The sequence below is a fragment of the Saccharomonospora saliphila YIM 90502 genome, assembly GCF_000383795.1.
GTDB lineage: Bacteria > Actinomycetota > Actinomycetes > Mycobacteriales > Pseudonocardiaceae > Saccharomonospora > Saccharomonospora saliphila.
On record NZ_KB912694.1, the window covers coordinates 17,290 to 33,672 of the forward strand.

Genomic DNA, 16,383 nt, shown 5'->3' on the forward strand with positions numbered 1-16,383 from the left:
CGGCGCGGTCGCCGCGGTCGGCGCCGGCGTGCCGGCGGGGAGCACGCCCGTGAGCACGGCACCGAGAACCGGCACCCACAGGACCGCGCGAGCCCACGTCGCTGGGTCTGCTCTCATGGGGGCGAGCCTGCCGGAGGCCACCCGTGCACGGGCTCCGTTCTCGCGCGCGGGCGGGGATCTGTGGACAACCGGTCCGCGTACGGAACCCGTGGCACCGGGTGTGCCCACCGAGTCGAGCGCCGACCCGCCCACGGCGTACAATCATCAACGCAGCCTGTGTACGCACAGGTTGACTTCGCGTGCACGTGCGTGTCCGCGTCCGTCGTCTCCGGCGGGCGCGGCGACACGGGTGCCCGGCGGTCTTCACGGCGGCGAGCGACGGCGAGCCCATCCGCGGAGTCCGGGTGCCCGCACGGCACCAGGGCGGTGGGTCACCCGACCCTCCGCGACAACCGGCCACCGCGTGCCGAGGCCTGCGTGCCCGGTGCGCTCAACACAGAAGAGGTGCGAATCCGGCCATGGCCGTCGTCACCATGAAGCAGCTGCTCGATTCCGGCGTGCACTTCGGGCACCAGACCCGCCGCTGGAATCCGAAGATGAAGCGCTACATCCTCACCGAGCGCAACGGCATCTACATCATCGACCTGCAGCAGACGCTGTCCTACATCGACCGCGCGTTCGAGTTCGTCAAGGAGACCGTCGCCCACGGCGGCACGATCCTGTTCGTCGGCACCAAGAAGCAGGCGCAGGAGGCCATCGCCAACGAGGCGCTCCGGGTCGGGATGCCGTATGTCAATCAGCGCTGGCTGGGTGGCATGCTGACCAACTTCCAGACCGTGCACAAGCGTCTGCAGCGCCTCAAGGAGCTGGAGGCGCAGGAGCAGACCGGCGGCTTCCAGGGCCTGACCAAGCGCGAGATCCTGACCCTCACCCGGGAGAAGGACAAGCTGGAGCGGACCCTCGGTGGTATCCGGGACATGTCGAAGGTGCCCAGCGCGGTGTGGATCGTCGACACCAAGAAGGAGCACATCGCGGTCGGCGAGGCGCGCAAGCTGGGCATCCCGGTCGTGGCGATCCTGGACACCAACTGCGACCCGGACGAGGTCGACTACCCGATCCCGGGCAACGACGACGCGATCCGCTCGGCCGCGCTGCTGACCAAGGTCGTCGCCGAGGCCTCGGCCGCCGGGCTGATGGCCCGTTCCGGCCGTAACGGCTCCGCCCCCGAGGGCGAGGAGAAGCCGGAGGCCGGTGTGGCCACCGACGAGCCGCTGGCCGAGTGGGAGCAGGAGCTGCTCGCCGGTTCCGACGCGGGCGCCTCCGGCGGCCAGTCCACCGAGCAGACCACCGCCTCCTGACCACAGTCGACGCGTAAACCGCACGAGGGAACGGAACACACGCACGATGGCGAACTACACCGCCGCAGACGTCAAGCGCCTTCGCGAGCTCACCGGCTCGGGCATGATGGACTGCAAGAAGGCGCTGGAGGAGAGCGACGGCGACTTCGACAAGGCCGTCGAGTACCTGCGCATCAAGGGTGCCAAGGACGTCGGCAAGCGCGCCGAGCGCGCCACCGCCGAGGGCCTGGTCGCCGGGGACGGCGGGGTGCTGATCGAGCTGAACTCGGAGACCGACTTCGTCGCCAAGAACGACGAGTTCACCGCGCTCGCCGACAAGATCGTCGAGGTGGCCAAGCGCCTGCGCACCTCGGACGTGGAGCAGCTCAAGGCCGCCGAGCTCGACGGCAAGACCGTCGGCGAGGTCGTCCAGGAGCTGGCCGCCAAGATCGGTGAGAAGCTGGAGCTGCGCCGGGTCGCGGCGTTCGAGGGCAAGGTCAACACGTACCTCCACCGCCGGGGCGCGGGCTTGCCGCCCGCCGTCGGGGTGCTGGTCGAGTACGACGGTGACGACGAGGAGGCGGCGCGGAACGCGGCGCTGCAGGTGGCCGCGCTCAAGCCGAAGTACCTCACCCGGGACGACGTCCCTGCCGAGATGGTGGACAACGAGAAGCGGATCGCCGAGCAGACCGCGCGTGAGGAAGGCAAGCCCGAGCAGGCCCTCCCCAAGATCATCGAGGGGAAGGTCAACGCCTTCTACAAGGACTCGGTCCTGCTGGAGCAGCCGTCGGTGACCGACAACAAGAAGACGGTCAAGGAGCTGATGGACGAGGCGGGCGTGACGCTCACCCGGTTCGTCCGGTTCGAGGTCGGCCAGGCCTGACCGACCCCGGTGCACACCGTGCCCCGTCTCCCGCCAGTCCAGGGGGCGGGGCACAGGTGTGTGAGATGGGCCGTGCCCGGGGTAAGGCAGAGCTAGCCGGGCACGGTGCGACGAGGGCAGCACAGGAGCCAGCACGAGAGCGCGGAGGCGAGATGAACGAGGACGGCACCGGCAGGCTCGCGCAGGGATACCGGCGTGTGCTGCTCAAGCTGGGCGGCGAGATGTTCGGCGGCGGCTCGCTCGGCGTCGACCCGGATGTGGTGCACTCCGTCGCCCGCCAGATCGCCGACGTCGTGCGGTCCGGGGCCCAGGTCGCCGTCGTGATCGGCGGGGGTAACTTCTTCCGCGGCGCGGAGCTGTCCCAGCGGGGCATGGACCGTGACCGGGCGGACTACATGGCCATGCTCGGCACGGTGATGAACTCGCTCGCCTTGCAGGACTTCATGGAGAAGGAGGGCGTGCCCTCCCGGGTCCAGTCGGCCATCACGATGGGGCAGGTCGCCGAGCCCTACATCCCCCGCCGCGCCGAACGGCACCTGGAGAAGGGACGTGTGGTCATCTTCGGTGCCGGAACCGGCATGCCGTACTTCTCCACCGACACCGCCGCCGCACAGCGCGCGCTGGAGATCAGCTGCGATGTCGTGCTGATGGCCAAGGCGGTGGACGGTGTGTACAGCGCCGACCCGAAGAGCGATCCGGAGGCGATGCTGTTCGAGAGCATCCGCCACCGCGAGGTGCTGGAGAAGGGGCTCAAGGTCGCCGACACCACGGCCTTCAGCCTGTGCATGGACAACAACATGCCGATCATCGTGTTCAACCTTCTCACCGAGGGCAACATCGCTCGCGCCGTCAGTGGTGAGAGGATCGGCACGTTGGTCAGTACCCCCACACATCTGGAGTAGCCGTGATCGACGAGACCCTCTTCGACGCCGAAGAGAAAATGGAGAAGGCGGTGTCCTTCGCGAAGGAGGATCTGTCGTCGGTGCGCACCGGCAGGGCCACACCGACCATGTTCTCCCGCATCACCGTGGAGTACTACGGTGCTCCGACGCCGCTGAATCAGCTCGCGAGCATCAACGTGCCCGAGGCCAGGATGGCGGTCATCAAGCCCTACGACGCCTCGCAGCTCGGCACGATCGAGAAGGCGATCAGGGATTCCGACCTCGGGGTCAACCCGAGTAACGACGGCACCCTCATCCGCGTCGTCATCCCCCAGCTCACCGAGGAGCGGCGCAAGGAGATGGTCAAGCTCGCCAAGGGCAAGGGCGAGGACGCCAAGATCTCCATCCGCAGCGTCCGGCGCAAGGCCAAGGAAGAGCTCGACCGCATCGCCAAGGACGGTGAGGCGGGCGAGGACCACGTCGCCCGCGCGGAGAAGGAGCTGCAGAACCTGACCGACAAGTACGTCCATCAGGTCGAGGAGCTTGTCAAGCACAAGGAATCCGAGCTGCTCGAGGTCTGATGACAACCGTGAGCGACCACCAGGCCGATTCCGGCGGCGCGGCGGGACCGGACGGCGCGGGCGGTCCCGGCCGGACACCGTCCCGGGCCGGGCGCGACCTGCCCGCGGCGATCGCCGTCGGGGTGGCACTGGGTGCGGCGATCCTGGGATCGTTGTTCACCGTTCGCTACCTGTTCATCGGCATCATCGCGGCCGCGATCGTGGTGGGCACCATCGAATTCGCGGGCGCGTTGCGCCGCTCGGCAGGCATCCGCATCGCCCTCGTGCCCGTCCTGGTGGGTGGGCAGGCGATGATCTGGCTGGCGTGGCCGTTCGGCCGCGAGGGCGCGGTGACCGCCTTCGTGGTGACGGTTCTGGCCTGTCTGCTGTGGCGATTGCGGAGCGGGGCCGACGGCTACCTGCGAGACGTCGCCGCCTCGGTGTTCGCCGCGGCCTACCTGCCGTTGTTCGCGGCGTTCGCCGCGATGCTCGTCCCGCCCGCCGACGGGGTCGGCAGGGTGCTGGCGTTCCTGATCGTCGTCGTCGCCTGCGATACCGGCGGCTACATCGCCGGGGTGCTCGGCGGTAAGCATCCGATGGCACCCGCCATCAGCCCGAAGAAGACCTGGGAGGGTTTCGGGGGCTCGCTGACCGCGGGCGTGGTCGGAGGTTCGCTGTCGCTGATGTTCCTGCTCGACGGTGCCGCCTGGCAGGGCGTGCTCTTCGGCGCCGCCGTGGTGCTGACCGCGACCCTGGGTGATCTCATGGAGTCGCTGATCAAGCGGGATCTCGGCATCAAGGACATGGGCAACACCCTGCCCGGCCACGGCGGCCTGATGGACCGGCTCGACTCGCTGCTGCCGTCGGCGGTCGTGTCGTGGCTGCTGCTGAGCGCGTTCGTGCCCGCATGAGCAAGAGGCGGGCACGACAACGCCCGTCCCGGATCGGTGCCGCGTGCGGGCCCTGTCCTGCCGCGCCGGTCCGGTTCAGTTGTCGTGGGGGTCGTCGACCTCGGCCCGGCCGACGCCGAGGTCGACCGGGCGCGAGCGGTCGACCACCGAGAACATCAGGCCCTCGGCGTCGCTGAGCACGGCCGTGCGGCCGAACGGCGTGTCGTAGGGCTCGATGAGCACCGTGCCGCCCAGCATGATCGCGTGGCCGGACACGGCGTCGGCACCGCGCGCGGGGTCGACCCCGAAGTAGAGCATCCAGTGCGGGGCCAGTGACGAGCGCAGTGCCGGGTCCACCACATAGCGGTACAGGACCGGCTGCTGGCCCGTCCGCCATTCCGCGTAGTCGATGCCGTCGCGTCCGATCTGCTCGGCGGTGAAGCCGAAAAGCCGGAGGTAGAAGTCGTCCGCGCGGGCGCCGTCGTGGGTGTTGAGGTCAGCTCCGCTGAACATGCCGGGCAGGTCGGCACCGAGCATCCAGTTCGCGGGCGGCTCCCAGAACACGACCGGCACCCCCGCGGGGTCGGTGGCATGCACCACCGTGCCCCGGTCGGGGATCTCGATCGGTCCCAGGCGGATAACGCCGCCGAGATGCTCCACCCAGCCGACGGTCGCGGCGGCGTTGCTCACGGCCAGGTGCACCGACCAGCCGGTCGGCTGGCCCGGTGCCGCCTGGTACAGGCCTGCGACCTCCACGCCGTCGGCCAGTGCGATGGTGTAGCGGCGGTTGGTGGCGACCGGGTCGCGCTTGACGTGGAAGTCCCAGCCGAACAGGTCGCCGTAGAAGCGGCGCGCCGCCGGTTCGTCGGCAGCCGCGAGCTCGACCCAGCATGGCGTTCCCGGGGGGATCGCCGCCGACGCCGGAGTGCCGGAAGACATGTCCACCTCCCTGGGCGGCGTGCGCACCGGTCGGATCGGTGTTGATCTTAGAGCACCCGGGGGCCGATACGCTGGCACTCGTGCGAATCTTCCGGCGGCGCGGTGAGGTCGTGCCGAGCCCCAACATCTGGTACCACCCGGAGACGTATGCCCGTGAGAACGAGGCGCAGGACTCCGACGGCGCCGTCTGGGCACTGCTCGCGCGGCTCGTGTCCTGGGCGGGTGCCGACGTGGTGGACGTGGGCTGCGGCGACGGGTTTCACCTGCCCCGGCTCGCGGTGGCGGCCAAGTCGGTGACCGGAGTCGAGCCGCACCCGGCCCTGGTGCGTGCGGCGCGGCGCCGCGTCGACGGGCACGACCACGTCACGGTGCGGCGCGGTACCGCGCAGCGGTTGCCCCTGCCCGAGGCGAGCGTCGATGTGCTGCACGCCCGCACGGCGTACTTCTTCGGGCCCGGGTGTGAGCCAGGTCTGCGCGAGGCCGATCGGGTGCTCCGGCCCGGTGGAGCGCTGGTCGTGGTGGATTTGGACGCCCGGGACGAACCCTACGGCGAGTGGATGCGCGCGGATCTGCCCCGGTACCGGGCCGATGCGGTGGACGAGTTCTTCGCCGAGGCCGGCTTCACCTGCCACCGTGTGCGCACCCGCTGGCGGTTTCCGGACCGGGCGGCGATGGAAGCCATCCTGCGGATCGAGTTCAGCCCGCGCACCGCCGAACGGGCCATCGTGGAGACCCTGCGGCGCAACCGGGGCACCGAGGGCGGCCCGCTCGACCTGCCGGTGGGCTACCGGGTGCTCCTCCGGCACGCGCCCGCCGCGCCGGTGGTCGTGTCCCCGCCGTCGGCTCGGTCGACGGCCCTGTCCCCGCCGTCACGCGTGTCCGTTGCCGACGACCTGCCGGGATCGTGACCACCGGGCGTGGGAGAATGGGAAAGCCATGACTGCACTGCCCCTCGTCTTCGACGCGCCCCGCCGCGGGATGCCCAGCAGGCACCTCGCTGACCTGAACACGGCCGAGCGCGCCGAGGCTGTCGCCGAACTGGGTGAGAAACCCTTCCGCGCCAAGCAACTGTCGCACCACTACTTCTCCCGGCTGACCGTCGACCCGGAGGCGATGACCGACATCCCCGCGGCGTCCCGGGAGCGCCTGGTCGGGGAGTTGATGCCCGCGCTGCTCACCCGGGTGCGCGCGGTCGACTGCGACGGTGGCAGTACCCGCAAGACACTGTGGCGCGCGCACGACGGCACCCTGCTGGAGAGCGTGCTGATGCGCTATCCGGACCGGGCGACCCTGTGCATCTCCAGCCAGGCCGGATGTGGCATGGCGTGCCCGTTCTGCGCCACCGGGCAGGGTGGGCTCGACCGGAACCTGTCCACGGCCGAGATCGTGGACCAGGTGCGCGCCGCCGCGGCCGAAATGCGGGACGGGTCGATGCCCGGCTCCGACGGCGAGCCCAGCCCGGGCAGGCTGTCGAACATCGTGTTCATGGGCATGGGTGAGCCGCTGGCGAACTACCGCAGGGTGCTCGGCGCCGTGCGGCGCATCACCGACCCCGCGCCGGCCGGACTGGGCATTTCGCAGCGGTCGGTCACGGTGTCCACGGTCGGGCTGGCGCCCGCGATCCGCAAGCTCGCCGACGAGCGCATGCAGGTGCGGCTCGCGGTGTCGCTGCACGCTCCGGACGACGAGCTGCGCGACGAGCTGGTTCCGGTGAACAACCGCTGGTCGATCTCCGAGGTACTGACGGCGGCGCGCTACTACGCGGACACGACCGGCAGGCGGGTGTCGATCGAGTACGCGTTGATCCGGGACCGCAACGATCAGCCGTGGCGAGCGGACCTGCTGGGCCGGCGGCTGCGCGAGCACCTCGGCCATCTGGTGCACGTCAACGTCATCCCGCTCAACCCCACCCCCGGCAGCGAGTGGGACGCCAGCCCCAAGGATGTGGAGCGCGAGTTCGTGCGCCGGGTCAACGAGGCGGGCGTGCCCTGCACCGTGCGTGACACGCGCGGCCAGGAGATCGCCGCGGCGTGCGGCCAGCTCGCGGCGGAGAACTGACGCCGGGAATCGCCGGGCAGAGCGCCACGGCGAGCTGCCACGGCCAGGGTGGCCAGCCGCGGCCGACTTCTCCGCCGGCGGCCAGGTGACTAGCGGCCAGGTGACCACGCAACCAGCGGCGAAATGACCACAGGACCAGCGGCCAAATGGCCACGGACCGAGCGGCCAAGTGACCACGCAGACAGCGGCCAAGTGACCACGGGACTAGCGGCCAAGTGACCACGGGGCCAGCGGCCAAATGACCACGGATCGAGCGGCCAAGTGACCACTGATCACGAGATGCGTGCATACTGCTCGGGTGGTTCACGCTGCCGAACTCATTCCGCGCAAGGCGGAAGCCGTCGTCTCCGAAGCGCTGGGCGACACACGGGTGATTCTGCTCAACGGTGCCCGGCAGGCGGGTAAGAGCACCCTCACCCGACTCGTGTCCCAGCGCGTCGACCAGGTCGTACACCGGCTGCTCGACGATCCGGCCACACGGGACTCGGCCGAGTACGACCCCACCGGTTTCGTCGAGCACAGCGGGCTGATGGTCATCGACGAGATCCAGCTCGCTCCGGGTCTTCTCGGACCGATCAAACTGACGGTGGATCTCGACCCACGTCCCGGCCAGTTCCTCCTCACGGGGTCATCGCGTGTACTCGCGTTGCGTTCGCTACCGGACGCGCTGCCCGGACGCATGGAGATCATCGAGCTGTGGCCGCTGTCTCAGGGCGAGATCAGCGGCGGGCCGGACGCGTTCGTCGATGCGGCGTTCACCCACGGCCCGGCGCTTGAGCACACGTCGTCCCTGCGTCGGCGGGACTATGTGGAACGAGCGGTCGTCGGAGGTTTCCCGGAGGCGGTACGGCGCAGGCCGCGCCGACGAGCGGCGTTTTTCGACTCGTACCTCTCGACGCTCATCGAGCGGGACGTACTCGAGCTCACCGATATCGAACGGCGTCGCGATGTGTTCGCCCTGTTGTCCCTGTTGGCCGGTCGCGCGGCCGGGTTGCTCGTTCCGGGCGCACTGGCCGGAGAGAGCGGGATACCGCGGACGACCGTCGTGCGTTACCTCGACTTGTTGTCGTCGGTGTTCCTCGTCAAGAGGATTCCGGCATGGTCTTCGGGGCACACCCAGCGTGCGGTTCGCACTCCGAAGCTCGCGTTCGTCGATACCGGGATCGCCTGCCATCTGCTCGGCCAAGACGCCGGGCAGCTCGCGGAGCCCGGCGGCGCGTCGGGGGCCATGCTGGAAAACCTCGTCACCATGGAGTTGGCGCGGCAACTGACCTGGTCACAGCAACGGGGAACGCTGTATCACTACCGCACCAAGGACAAGGTGGAGGTTGATGTCCTGGTGGAGACGCCGGACGGCCGCGTGATCGCGGTGGAGGTCAAGGCGGGTGCCACCGTGCGCTCCGAGGATGTGCGTGGGCTCCGGCATCTCGCCGCTCGCCTGGGCGACCGGTTCGTCGCCGGGTACGTCCTCTACACCGGTGCGCACACGTTGCCGTTCGGGGAGCGCATCCGGGCGTTGCCGATCGAGGCCCTGTGGCGGCTGGCCCCCTGACGTGTCGAAAGCAGGAAGGGTGTCACTGCCGCCAGGACGTGCGGCGGCGCTTGATGTCGAACAGCAGGCCCGCGATGATGCCGACGCCGAGGACGATGAGCACGACGTCCTCGGTCCGGTTCTCGTGGTTACCGATCAGCATGAGGAACATGACCGCCGCGGTGAACCAGCCCGCCGCGCGTGTGGCCTTGGGGAAGGTGCCGTGCCAGCCCCACTCGGCCGACGGCTCGTCGCGCGGGTCGACGTCGCTACCGGTGCGCTTCTCGACAGCCTTGCCTGCCACGATTCACTCCTCACCTGCGGGTGGTGCCTGCCCCGATCCGCACAGCACGGGACACACAGATGATCCCACACGCCTGCTCACCCGGTCCGGGGGGACGTCGGCGACAATGGTCACGATGAGCACACCACGCACCGTGCTGGTCCTCGGGTCCACCGGCTCGATCGGCACCCAGGCACTCGACGTCACCGGGCGCAATCCGGACCTCTTCCAGGTCGTCGGCCTCGCCGCGGGCGGTTCCGACCCGGGATTACTGGCCGAACAGGTCCTGACACACGGAGCCGGGGCCGTCGCCGTGACCCGGCCGACCGCCGTGGAGGATCTCCAGCTCGCCCTCTACACCGAGGCACAGCGGCGTGGCTACGCGCGCGGCGAGTTCCGGCTGCCGCGCGTGTTCGCCGGGTCGGACGCGGTGGAGCAGCTGATCGAGGCCGCACCCGCCGACCTGGTGCTCAACGGCATGCCCGGCTCCCAGGGGCTCCGGCCGACGCTGCGGGCGCTGGAGACGGGCGCCACGCTCGCGTTGGCGAACAAGGAGTCGCTCGTCGCGGGTGGTCCGCTGGTGTCGGCCGCCGCCAAGCCGGGCCAGATCGTGCCGGTCGACTCAGAGCATTCCGCGCTCGCGCAGGCGCTGCGCGGCGGTGCCGCCGACGAGGTGGACCGCCTGGTGCTCACCGCCTCGGGCGGGCCGTTCCGGGGCCGCACGCGCGAGCAGATGGCGCGGGTCACCGTGGAGGACGCGTTGGCCCACCCGACCTGGGCGATGGGGCCGCTCGTCACGATCAACTCGGCCACGATGGTGAACAAGGGACTCGAACTGATCGAGGCACACCTGCTGTTCGACATCCCGTGCGAGCGCATCGACGTGGTCGTGCACCCGCAGTCGGTCGTGCACTCCATGGTGACCTTCGTCGACGGCTCCACCCTGGCCCAGGCGTCCCCGCCGGACATGCGCCTGCCGATCGCGCTGGCGTTGCACTGGCCGCGTCGTGTGCCGGACGCGGCACCGGCGTGCCGGTGGGACGAGGCCGCGACCTGGGTGTTCGAACCGCTGGACGGTGAGGCGTTCCCCGCCGTCGAGCTGGCCCGGCACGTCGGCTCCCGGGGCGGATGCCTGCCCGCGGTGTTCAACGCGGCCAACGAGCGGCTCGTGGAGGACTTCCTCGGAGGGAACACCGGCTTCACGTCCATCGTGGACACTGTGAGCAGGGTGGTGGAGGCCGCCGACGAGTGGGCACGTCCGCCCCGCGACGTGGCCGACGTGCTCGCTGCGGAAGAATGGGCGCGCGAGCGTGCCCTGACAATCGGTTCGGGAGGGAAGTAGCGGGTGCTCGTCTACATCCTGGGGGTCGCGCTCTTCGCGCTCGGCATCTGCGTCTCGGTCGCTCTGCACGAGGCGGGCCACATGGCCACCGCGAAGGCGTTCGGCATGAAGGTCCGGCGCTACTTCGTCGGCTTCGGCCCGACGGTGTTCTCCTTCCGCCGCGGTGAGACCGAGTACGGGCTGAAGTGGATTCCGCTCGGCGGGTTCTGCGACATCGCGGGCATGACCGCGCTCGACGAGGTCAAGCCGGACGAGGCCCCGCGCGCGATGTGGCGGTACCCGACGTGGAAGCGCACGGTGGTGCTGGCGGCCGGATCGTTCACCCACTTCGTGCTCGGCTTCCTCGTGCTGGTCATCATGGCGGTGTCGATGGGCCTGCCGAACCTGGACAACCGGCCGGTGATCGGCGAGGTCTCCGAGTGCGTGCGCAGCGCCACGACCGTCGAGCAGTACAACGACCCGACCTGCCGTCCCACCGACCCGGCACCGGCCCGCGCGGCGGGCCTCGAGTCCGGTGACGAGATCGTCGGCGTCGGCGGTGCACCGGTGACGACCTGGCCGGACGTGCTCCGGCAGGTGCAGAACGCGTCCGGCCCCACCACGCTGACGGTGCTGCGCGACGGTGAGCGGCGCACGCTGACCGTGGACGTGACGAAGGTCACTCGTCCGGCGCCGGGCGGCGGGACCGAGGAGGTCGGCGCCATCGGCGCCGCGCGCGCCGGGCTCATCCCGTACGGGCCCGTCGAGGCCGTGGGGGCTTCGGTGACCTTCACCGGCGACATCATGGTGCAAACCTGGCAGCGGCTTCTCGAACTGCCGGAGAAGGTCCCCGCCGTGGTCGAGGCGATCTTCGGGGCCGAGCGCGACCCCGAGACCCCGGTCAGCGTGGTGGGCGCGAGCCGCATCGGCGGCGAGGCGGTCGAGCAGGGGCTGTGGGAGGTGTTCCTCCTGCTGTTGGCGAGCCTGAACTTCTTCGTCGGCATCTTCAACCTGCTGCCGCTGCTGCCGCTCGACGGTGGGCACATCGCCGTGACCTGGTACGAACGGGTACGTGACGTGCTGCGCAAGCTCCGGGGCAAGGCGCCGGGCGGGCCCGCCGACTACAGCAAGCTCAGCGCCGTGACCGCTGTCGTCATCGTGATCGGTGGTGGGTTTCTCCTGCTCACCGTGACCGCCGACATCGTCAACCCGATCCGGATCATGCCGCAATGACGAGGGCGTCCACACCGGTGGGTGGTGAACGCTCCCGTGGCCGGGGTGCGCTCACGTATTGTGGACCACGGCCAGGCAGCGAAACGCCGAAGTGGAAGAGGATGCGATGACCGTCGACTTGGGCCTGCCCTCCACCCCCGCCCCCGTGCTCTCCGAACGCCGCAAGACCCGGCAGCTCCAGGTCGGGCCCGTCGGCGTCGGAAGCGACCACCCCATCTCGGTGCAGTCGATGACGACCACCGTGACCGCGGACGTCAACGCCACTCTCCAGCAGATCGCCGAGTTGACCGCCTCCGGCTGTGACATCGTGCGAGTGGCGTGCCCCAGCGCGGACGACGCCGAGGCACTGCCCGCCATCGCCGCGAAGTCCCAGATTCCGGTGATCGCCGACATCCACTTCCAGCCGAAATACGTCTTCGCCGCGATCGAGGCCGGATGCGCGGGTGTGCGGGTCAACCCGGGCAACATCAAGAAGTTCGACGACAAGGTCGCCGAGATCGCCCGGGCGGCTTCCGACCACGGCACACCGATCCGGATCGGGGTCAACGCGGGCTCGCTCGACCCGCGGCTGATGGCCAAGCACGGCAAGGCCACCCCCGAGGCGCTGGCCGAGTCGGCGCTGTGGGAGGCGTCGCTGTTCGCCGAGCACGGCTTCGAGGACCTCAAGATCTCGGTCAAGCACAACGACCCGGTCGTGATGGTGCGGGCCTACGAGATCCTGGCCGAGCAGTGCGACTACCCGCTGCACCTCGGCGTGACCGAGGCCGGGCCCGCGTTCCAGGGCACCGTGAAGTCGTCGGTGGCCTTCGGCGCGCTGCTGCGGCAGGGCATCGGCGACACCATCCGGGTGTCGCTGTCCGCGCCACCGGTCGAGGAGGTCAAGGTCGGCGCGCAGATCCTGGAGTCGCTGAATCTGCGCCCGCGCAAGCTCGAGATCGTGTCGTGCCCGTCCTGCGGCCGGGCCCAGGTCGACGTCTACAAGCTCGCCGACGAGGTCACCGCCGGACTCTCCGGCATGGAGGTGCCGCTGCGCGTGGCCGTCATGGGCTGCGTGGTCAACGGTCCCGGGGAGGCGCGCGAGGCCGACCTCGGCGTGGCCTCCGGCAACGGCAAGGGACAGATCTTCGTCAAGGGCGAGGTCATCAAGACCGTCCCCGAGCATCAGATCGTGGAGACGCTGATCGACGAGGCCATGCGCATCGCCGAGGAGAACGGCGAGCTGGGGGAGGCCGGGGAATCCGGGGAACCGGTCGTCACCGTGAGCTGAGGCGGCGTGCGGCGCACCCCGGGGCACTACGTCCGGGCGCCTGATCCGGCGCTACGGCGCGTCGTCACGCGCTACATCGGTTACGCCGGATATCCGCCCGCGTCCACGGTGCACCGGGGGCTGCCGACCGGGCACGCCACGCTCGTCGTCAGCCTCGACGATCCCGTTCCGCTGGTCGGGATGCCGCGTGCGGACCGGGCGCCGGTGACCGCGCGGGGCCTGGTCGGAGGCCTGGCTCTCGCGCCCGTGCTGATCGGGCGGGACCGGCCGCAGGCGGGTGTGCAGGTGCAGCTCGAACCGCTGGGCCTGCGGGCGCTGCTCGGTGTCGGCGCGGCGGAGCTGTGCGAAGACGTGGTCGCTCTCGGTGATCTCGGTGCGCCGGGGCTGGCGCTGTTGGCCGACCAGGTGGCCGAGGCGCCGGACTGGCCCAGCACGTTCGCGGCCGTGGACGCGGCGCTGCGCGCGCACCTGCGCGAGGTGGCCGAACCGCCGCCGGAGGTGGGATGGGCCTGGCAGCGCCTCACCCGCTCGGCAGGGACCGTGCGGGTCGAGGCGCTCGCCCGTGAGGTCGGCTGGAGCCGCAGGCACCTCGCCGACCGGTTCCGCGCCGCCACGGGCGTGTCGCCCAAACAGGCGGCGCGCATCCTCCGGTTCGAACGCGCGGGCAGGCTGCTGCGTCAGGACCGGCGAATCGACCTCGCCGGGCTTGCCGTGGCGTGCGGATACTCCGATCAGGCGCACCTGAGTCACGAGTGGCGCACGCTGGCCGGGTGTTCGCCGCGGACCTGGCTCACCGAGGAGCTGCCCGATCTACGGGAGGGTGCCCGCCCCTGACACTCCGCGCCGTGGGGCCGGGACGGTTCCCATTTCTGCAAGACCGGCCCCGCCGCACCGGCGCAGAATCGGTGTCATGACGACTCCGGAACACACCAAGACCACGACCACAGGGACCACGGGCGAGCCGGCCACCGGCGACGCGGCCACCTCTCCCCGGCCGGGCCCCGGCGTGTGGCCCGCCCTGCGGTTCTCCGACGCGGAGGCGGCCCGGCGGCTGCTCGTCGATGTCCTCGGCTTCACCGAGACCCGCACCATCACCGGCGAGAACGGCGAGATCCTGCACGGCGAGCTGCGCTGGCCCGAGGGCGGCGGCGTGATGTACGGCTCGGCGGCGCACCGCGAGCCCAACGAGGCGGCCGGGTCCGTCGGCGGCCACGCCGTCTACGTGGTGACCGCCGATCCCGATGCGGTCGCCGAGCGCGCACGGCGTGCCGGGGCACGGCTCATCCGCGAACCGATGGACACCGATTACGGCTCCCGGGAGACCACGGTGGCCGACCCGGACGGCAACGCCTGGAACTTCGGCACCTACCCCGGTGCCTGACGCGCCTTGGGAGTCCCATCCGGGGGAATCATCTGGCAATCTTGACATGTGTTGCGGCTGGCCGGTGCGAGGCTGCTCGATGAACGGGACTACCCGGCGGTCCACGCGGCGCTCGCCGCGGACCCGGTGGGCAGCTGCATGGTGTCCGCGCGCGTGGAACTGGCCGGGCTCGACCCGTGGCGGCTCGGCGGCGAGCTGTGGGGAACCGACGGCCGGTACCTGCGGACGGGCGTACTGCACGGGCTGTGCTTCGCGGGCCCGAATCTGATTCCGCTGTCCGGCAACGGTCCGGCGCTGCGATCGTTCGCCGACCGGGCGCTGCGCAGGCCGCGTGCCTGCTCGTCGCTGGTCGGGCCCGCCGACCAGGTGCTCGGCCTGTGGGAGCAGCTCGCCGACGAGTGGGGTCCCGCACGGGAGGTCCGGCCCGATCAGCCCTTGATGGCGCTCGACCGCGACCCGGCGGTCGCACCCGACGCGCGCGTGCGGCCGGTGCGCGCCGCGGAGCTGGACGCCTACTTCCCCGCGGCCGTGGCGATGTTCCGTGAGGAGGTCGGAGCCGACCCCAGGGCCGGTGACGGTGGAGCGGGCTACCGCGCGCGGGTGTCCGAGCTGATCACCAGCGGTCGGGCGTTCGCCCGGTTCGAGGACGGCGAGGTCGTGTTCAAGGCCGAGGTGGGTGCGCTGTCCGAGCACGTCGGGCAGATCCAGGGTGTCTGGGTCCACCCCCGGCACCGGGGGCGCGGTCTCGGCGCCGCAGGCACGGCCGCCGTGGCCGACCGGCTGGTGCGGGGTCTCGGCCGCACCGCCAGCCTGTACGTCAACTCCTACAACACGCCCGCGTTGGCGGCCTACCGGCGGATCGGCTTCCGTCAGGTCGGCCGTTACGCGACCGTGCTCTTCTGACGCGGCGCCGGCGGAGGCGGTGTGATCCGCCGCATTCCCGCCCACGTACGGCGTACGGTCGGCATACTGAGCGGCGTGCGTAGACGAGCCCACCCCGCGGGCGCCGGTGTCCTCGTGCCGGTGCTGGTGCTGAGCGGATGCGGTGTGTTCGGCGGGGACGGTCCCGAGGAGATCGCCCGCCGGTTTCTCGACGCGTTCAGTTCCGGGGATACCGCAGTCGCGGCCCGGTTGACCGACTCGCCCGACGCTGCCCGCGCGGTGTTCGACCAGGCCAGGGAGGCGCTGGAGCCGAAGTCGGTGTCCGCGTCGCTGGACGAGGTGCACGAGAACGACGGCCGGGCCGACGCGGACTACCGCCTCGACTGGGACCTGGGCCAGGGCCGGACGTTCGGGTACTCCGCGACGGCGCGGCTGCACGAGACCGACGGCGAGTGGACGATCCGGTTCCGTCCCGCGGTCGTGCACCCGGAGCTGGCCGCGGGGCAGACGCTGGCCCTGCGCACCGAGGAACCCGAACTCGCTCCGGTGCTCGACCGGGACGGCGCCCAGCTGATGCGCCCGGACAGGGTCGTCAGCGTGCTGCTGCACCCGGACGAGGCGGGAGAGGAGCTCGGCGAGGTCGTCGACAGCCTGGCCGAGGCGCTCAATCCGCTCGACGAGCGGATCACCCGCGAGTCGATCGAGAACGGCGTGGGCGAGGCCGAGCAGGGCTCGCCGTACATGGTCGCCGCGTTGCGTTCCGAGGACTACGCCTCGGTCAAACCCGACATCTACGAGCTGCCCGGGGTGCGGTTCACCAGCAGGCAGCGGCTGTTGCCGGTCGATCGCGGCCTCGGCGACCGCATCCTGCCCGCCGTGCGCGCCGCGGTCGCCGAGCGCGACGAGGGACGCGCGGGCTGGCGGGTCGTCACCGTGG

17 protein-coding genes are annotated in these 16,383 nt (G+C 70.7%); 15 read left to right on the plus strand and 2 right to left on the minus strand.

The annotated features are described in order from the left end of the window. Window positions 1-518 precede the first annotated feature (518 nt). From rpsB to SACSA_RS0114955, 5 genes are all read left to right on the plus strand, one after another. Entirely contained in the window at window positions 519-1,358 is an 840-nt protein-coding gene (rpsB, locus tag SACSA_RS0114935) for a 30S ribosomal protein S2 (protein WP_019818370.1), read from the plus strand. A gap of 46 nt (window positions 1,359-1,404) precedes the next feature. After that, window positions 1,405-2,220 (plus strand): translation elongation factor Ts, encoded by an 816-nt coding sequence (tsf, locus tag SACSA_RS0114940; protein WP_019818371.1) that lies wholly within the window; start codon window positions 1,405-1,407, stop codon window positions 2,218-2,220. Window positions 2,221-2,372: 152 nt separating this feature from the next. Continuing rightward, on the plus strand, window positions 2,373-3,122 hold the full coding sequence (gene pyrH, locus SACSA_RS0114945; protein WP_019818372.1) for a UMP kinase: 750 nt from the start codon (window positions 2,373-2,375) through the stop codon (window positions 3,120-3,122). Window positions 3,123-3,124: 2 nt separating this feature from the next. Further along, on the plus strand, window positions 3,125-3,682 hold the full coding sequence (gene frr, locus SACSA_RS0114950; RefSeq protein ID WP_019818374.1) for a ribosome recycling factor: 558 nt from the start codon (window positions 3,125-3,127) through the stop codon (window positions 3,680-3,682). Beyond that, the gene (locus SACSA_RS0114955) at window positions 3,682-4,572 is read left to right on the plus strand and encodes a phosphatidate cytidylyltransferase (RefSeq protein WP_019818376.1); all 891 of its coding nucleotides are present in this window, start codon (window positions 3,682-3,684) and stop codon (window positions 4,570-4,572) included. Before frr ends, SACSA_RS0114955 begins: the two co-directional genes overlap by 1 nt. 75 nt (window positions 4,573-4,647) lie before the next feature. Here the strand turns inward: SACSA_RS0114955 and SACSA_RS0114960 are convergent, their stop codons facing one another. After that, window positions 4,648-5,490, minus strand: coding sequence for a VOC family protein (locus SACSA_RS0114960; protein ID WP_019818378.1), 843 nt, complete (start codon window positions 5,488-5,490; stop codon window positions 4,648-4,650). A gap of 80 nt (window positions 5,491-5,570) precedes the next feature. Here SACSA_RS0114960 and SACSA_RS23175 point away from each other — a divergent pair, with 80 nt between their 5' ends. From SACSA_RS23175 to SACSA_RS0114975, 3 genes are all read left to right on the plus strand, one after another. Next, on the plus strand, window positions 5,571-6,398 hold the full coding sequence (locus tag SACSA_RS23175; protein ID WP_019818379.1) for a class I SAM-dependent methyltransferase: 828 nt from the start codon (window positions 5,571-5,573) through the stop codon (window positions 6,396-6,398). A 28-nt stretch (window positions 6,399-6,426) separates the two neighbouring features. Then, entirely contained in the window at window positions 6,427-7,548 is a 1,122-nt protein-coding gene (gene rlmN, locus SACSA_RS0114970) for a 23S rRNA (adenine(2503)-C(2))-methyltransferase RlmN (RefSeq protein ID WP_019818380.1), read from the plus strand. A 298-nt stretch (window positions 7,549-7,846) separates the two neighbouring features. After that, entirely contained in the window at window positions 7,847-9,100 is a 1,254-nt protein-coding gene (locus SACSA_RS0114975) for an ATP-binding protein (RefSeq protein WP_019818382.1), read from the plus strand. A gap of 22 nt (window positions 9,101-9,122) precedes the next feature. Here the strand turns inward: SACSA_RS0114975 and SACSA_RS0114980 are convergent, their stop codons facing one another. Further along, window positions 9,123-9,383 (minus strand): DUF2631 domain-containing protein, encoded by a 261-nt coding sequence (locus SACSA_RS0114980; protein WP_019818383.1) that lies wholly within the window; start codon window positions 9,381-9,383, stop codon window positions 9,123-9,125. Window positions 9,384-9,498: 115 nt separating this feature from the next. Here SACSA_RS0114980 and dxr point away from each other — a divergent pair, with 115 nt between their 5' ends. The 7 genes from dxr to SACSA_RS24720 form a co-directional block, all read left to right on the plus strand. Continuing rightward, on the plus strand, window positions 9,499-10,704 hold the full coding sequence (gene dxr / locus SACSA_RS0114985; protein ID WP_157596904.1) for a 1-deoxy-D-xylulose-5-phosphate reductoisomerase: 1,206 nt from the start codon (window positions 9,499-9,501) through the stop codon (window positions 10,702-10,704). 3 nt (window positions 10,705-10,707) lie between these two features. Further along, complete coding sequence (locus tag SACSA_RS0114990) at window positions 10,708-11,916, plus strand: M50 family metallopeptidase (protein WP_019818385.1); 1,209 nt, start codon at window positions 10,708-10,710, stop codon at window positions 11,914-11,916. A gap of 106 nt (window positions 11,917-12,022) precedes the next feature. Beyond that, complete coding sequence (gene ispG, locus SACSA_RS0114995) at window positions 12,023-13,183, plus strand: flavodoxin-dependent (E)-4-hydroxy-3-methylbut-2-enyl-diphosphate synthase (protein ID WP_019818387.1); 1,161 nt, start codon at window positions 12,023-12,025, stop codon at window positions 13,181-13,183. A gap of 6 nt (window positions 13,184-13,189) precedes the next feature. Next, window positions 13,190-14,017, plus strand: coding sequence for an AraC family transcriptional regulator (locus tag SACSA_RS0115000; protein WP_019818389.1), 828 nt, complete (start codon window positions 13,190-13,192; stop codon window positions 14,015-14,017). 76 nt (window positions 14,018-14,093) lie between these two features. Next, window positions 14,094-14,564, plus strand: a complete 471-nt coding sequence (locus SACSA_RS0115005; RefSeq protein ID WP_019818390.1) for a VOC family protein — start codon at window positions 14,094-14,096, stop codon at window positions 14,562-14,564. A 48-nt stretch (window positions 14,565-14,612) separates the two neighbouring features. Next, complete coding sequence (locus SACSA_RS0115010; protein ID WP_019818391.1) at window positions 14,613-15,467, plus strand: GNAT family N-acetyltransferase; 855 nt, start codon at window positions 14,613-14,615, stop codon at window positions 15,465-15,467. Window positions 15,468-15,542: 75 nt separating this feature from the next. Beyond that, on the plus strand, window positions 15,543-16,383 hold an 841-nt coding region (locus SACSA_RS24720; protein ID WP_048876846.1), incomplete at its 3' end, for an NTF2-like N-terminal transpeptidase domain-containing protein.

What these genes read in the sequence shown, in the direction of transcription:
- SACSA_RS0114960 (WP_019818378.1), bottom strand. Translation starts at nt 5,490, where the DNA reads ATGTCTTCCGGCACTCCGGCGTCGGCGGCGATCCCCCCGGGAACGCCA.
- SACSA_RS0115005 (WP_019818390.1), top strand. Translation starts at nt 14,094, where the DNA reads ATGACGACTCCGGAACACACCAAGACCACGACCACAGGGACCACGGGC.
- rlmN (WP_019818380.1), top strand. Translation starts at nt 6,427, where the DNA reads ATGACTGCACTGCCCCTCGTCTTCGACGCGCCCCGCCGCGGGATGCCC.
- rpsB (WP_019818370.1), top strand. Translation starts at nt 519, where the DNA reads ATGGCCGTCGTCACCATGAAGCAGCTGCTCGATTCCGGCGTGCACTTC.
- pyrH (WP_019818372.1), top strand. Translation starts at nt 2,373, where the DNA reads ATGAACGAGGACGGCACCGGCAGGCTCGCGCAGGGATACCGGCGTGTG.
- ispG (WP_019818387.1), top strand. Translation starts at nt 12,023, where the DNA reads ATGACCGTCGACTTGGGCCTGCCCTCCACCCCCGCCCCCGTGCTCTCC.
- tsf (WP_019818371.1), top strand. Translation starts at nt 1,405, where the DNA reads ATGGCGAACTACACCGCCGCAGACGTCAAGCGCCTTCGCGAGCTCACC.
- dxr (WP_157596904.1), top strand. Translation starts at nt 9,499, where the DNA reads ATGAGCACACCACGCACCGTGCTGGTCCTCGGGTCCACCGGCTCGATC.
- SACSA_RS0114955 (WP_019818376.1), top strand. Translation starts at nt 3,682, where the DNA reads ATGACAACCGTGAGCGACCACCAGGCCGATTCCGGCGGCGCGGCGGGA.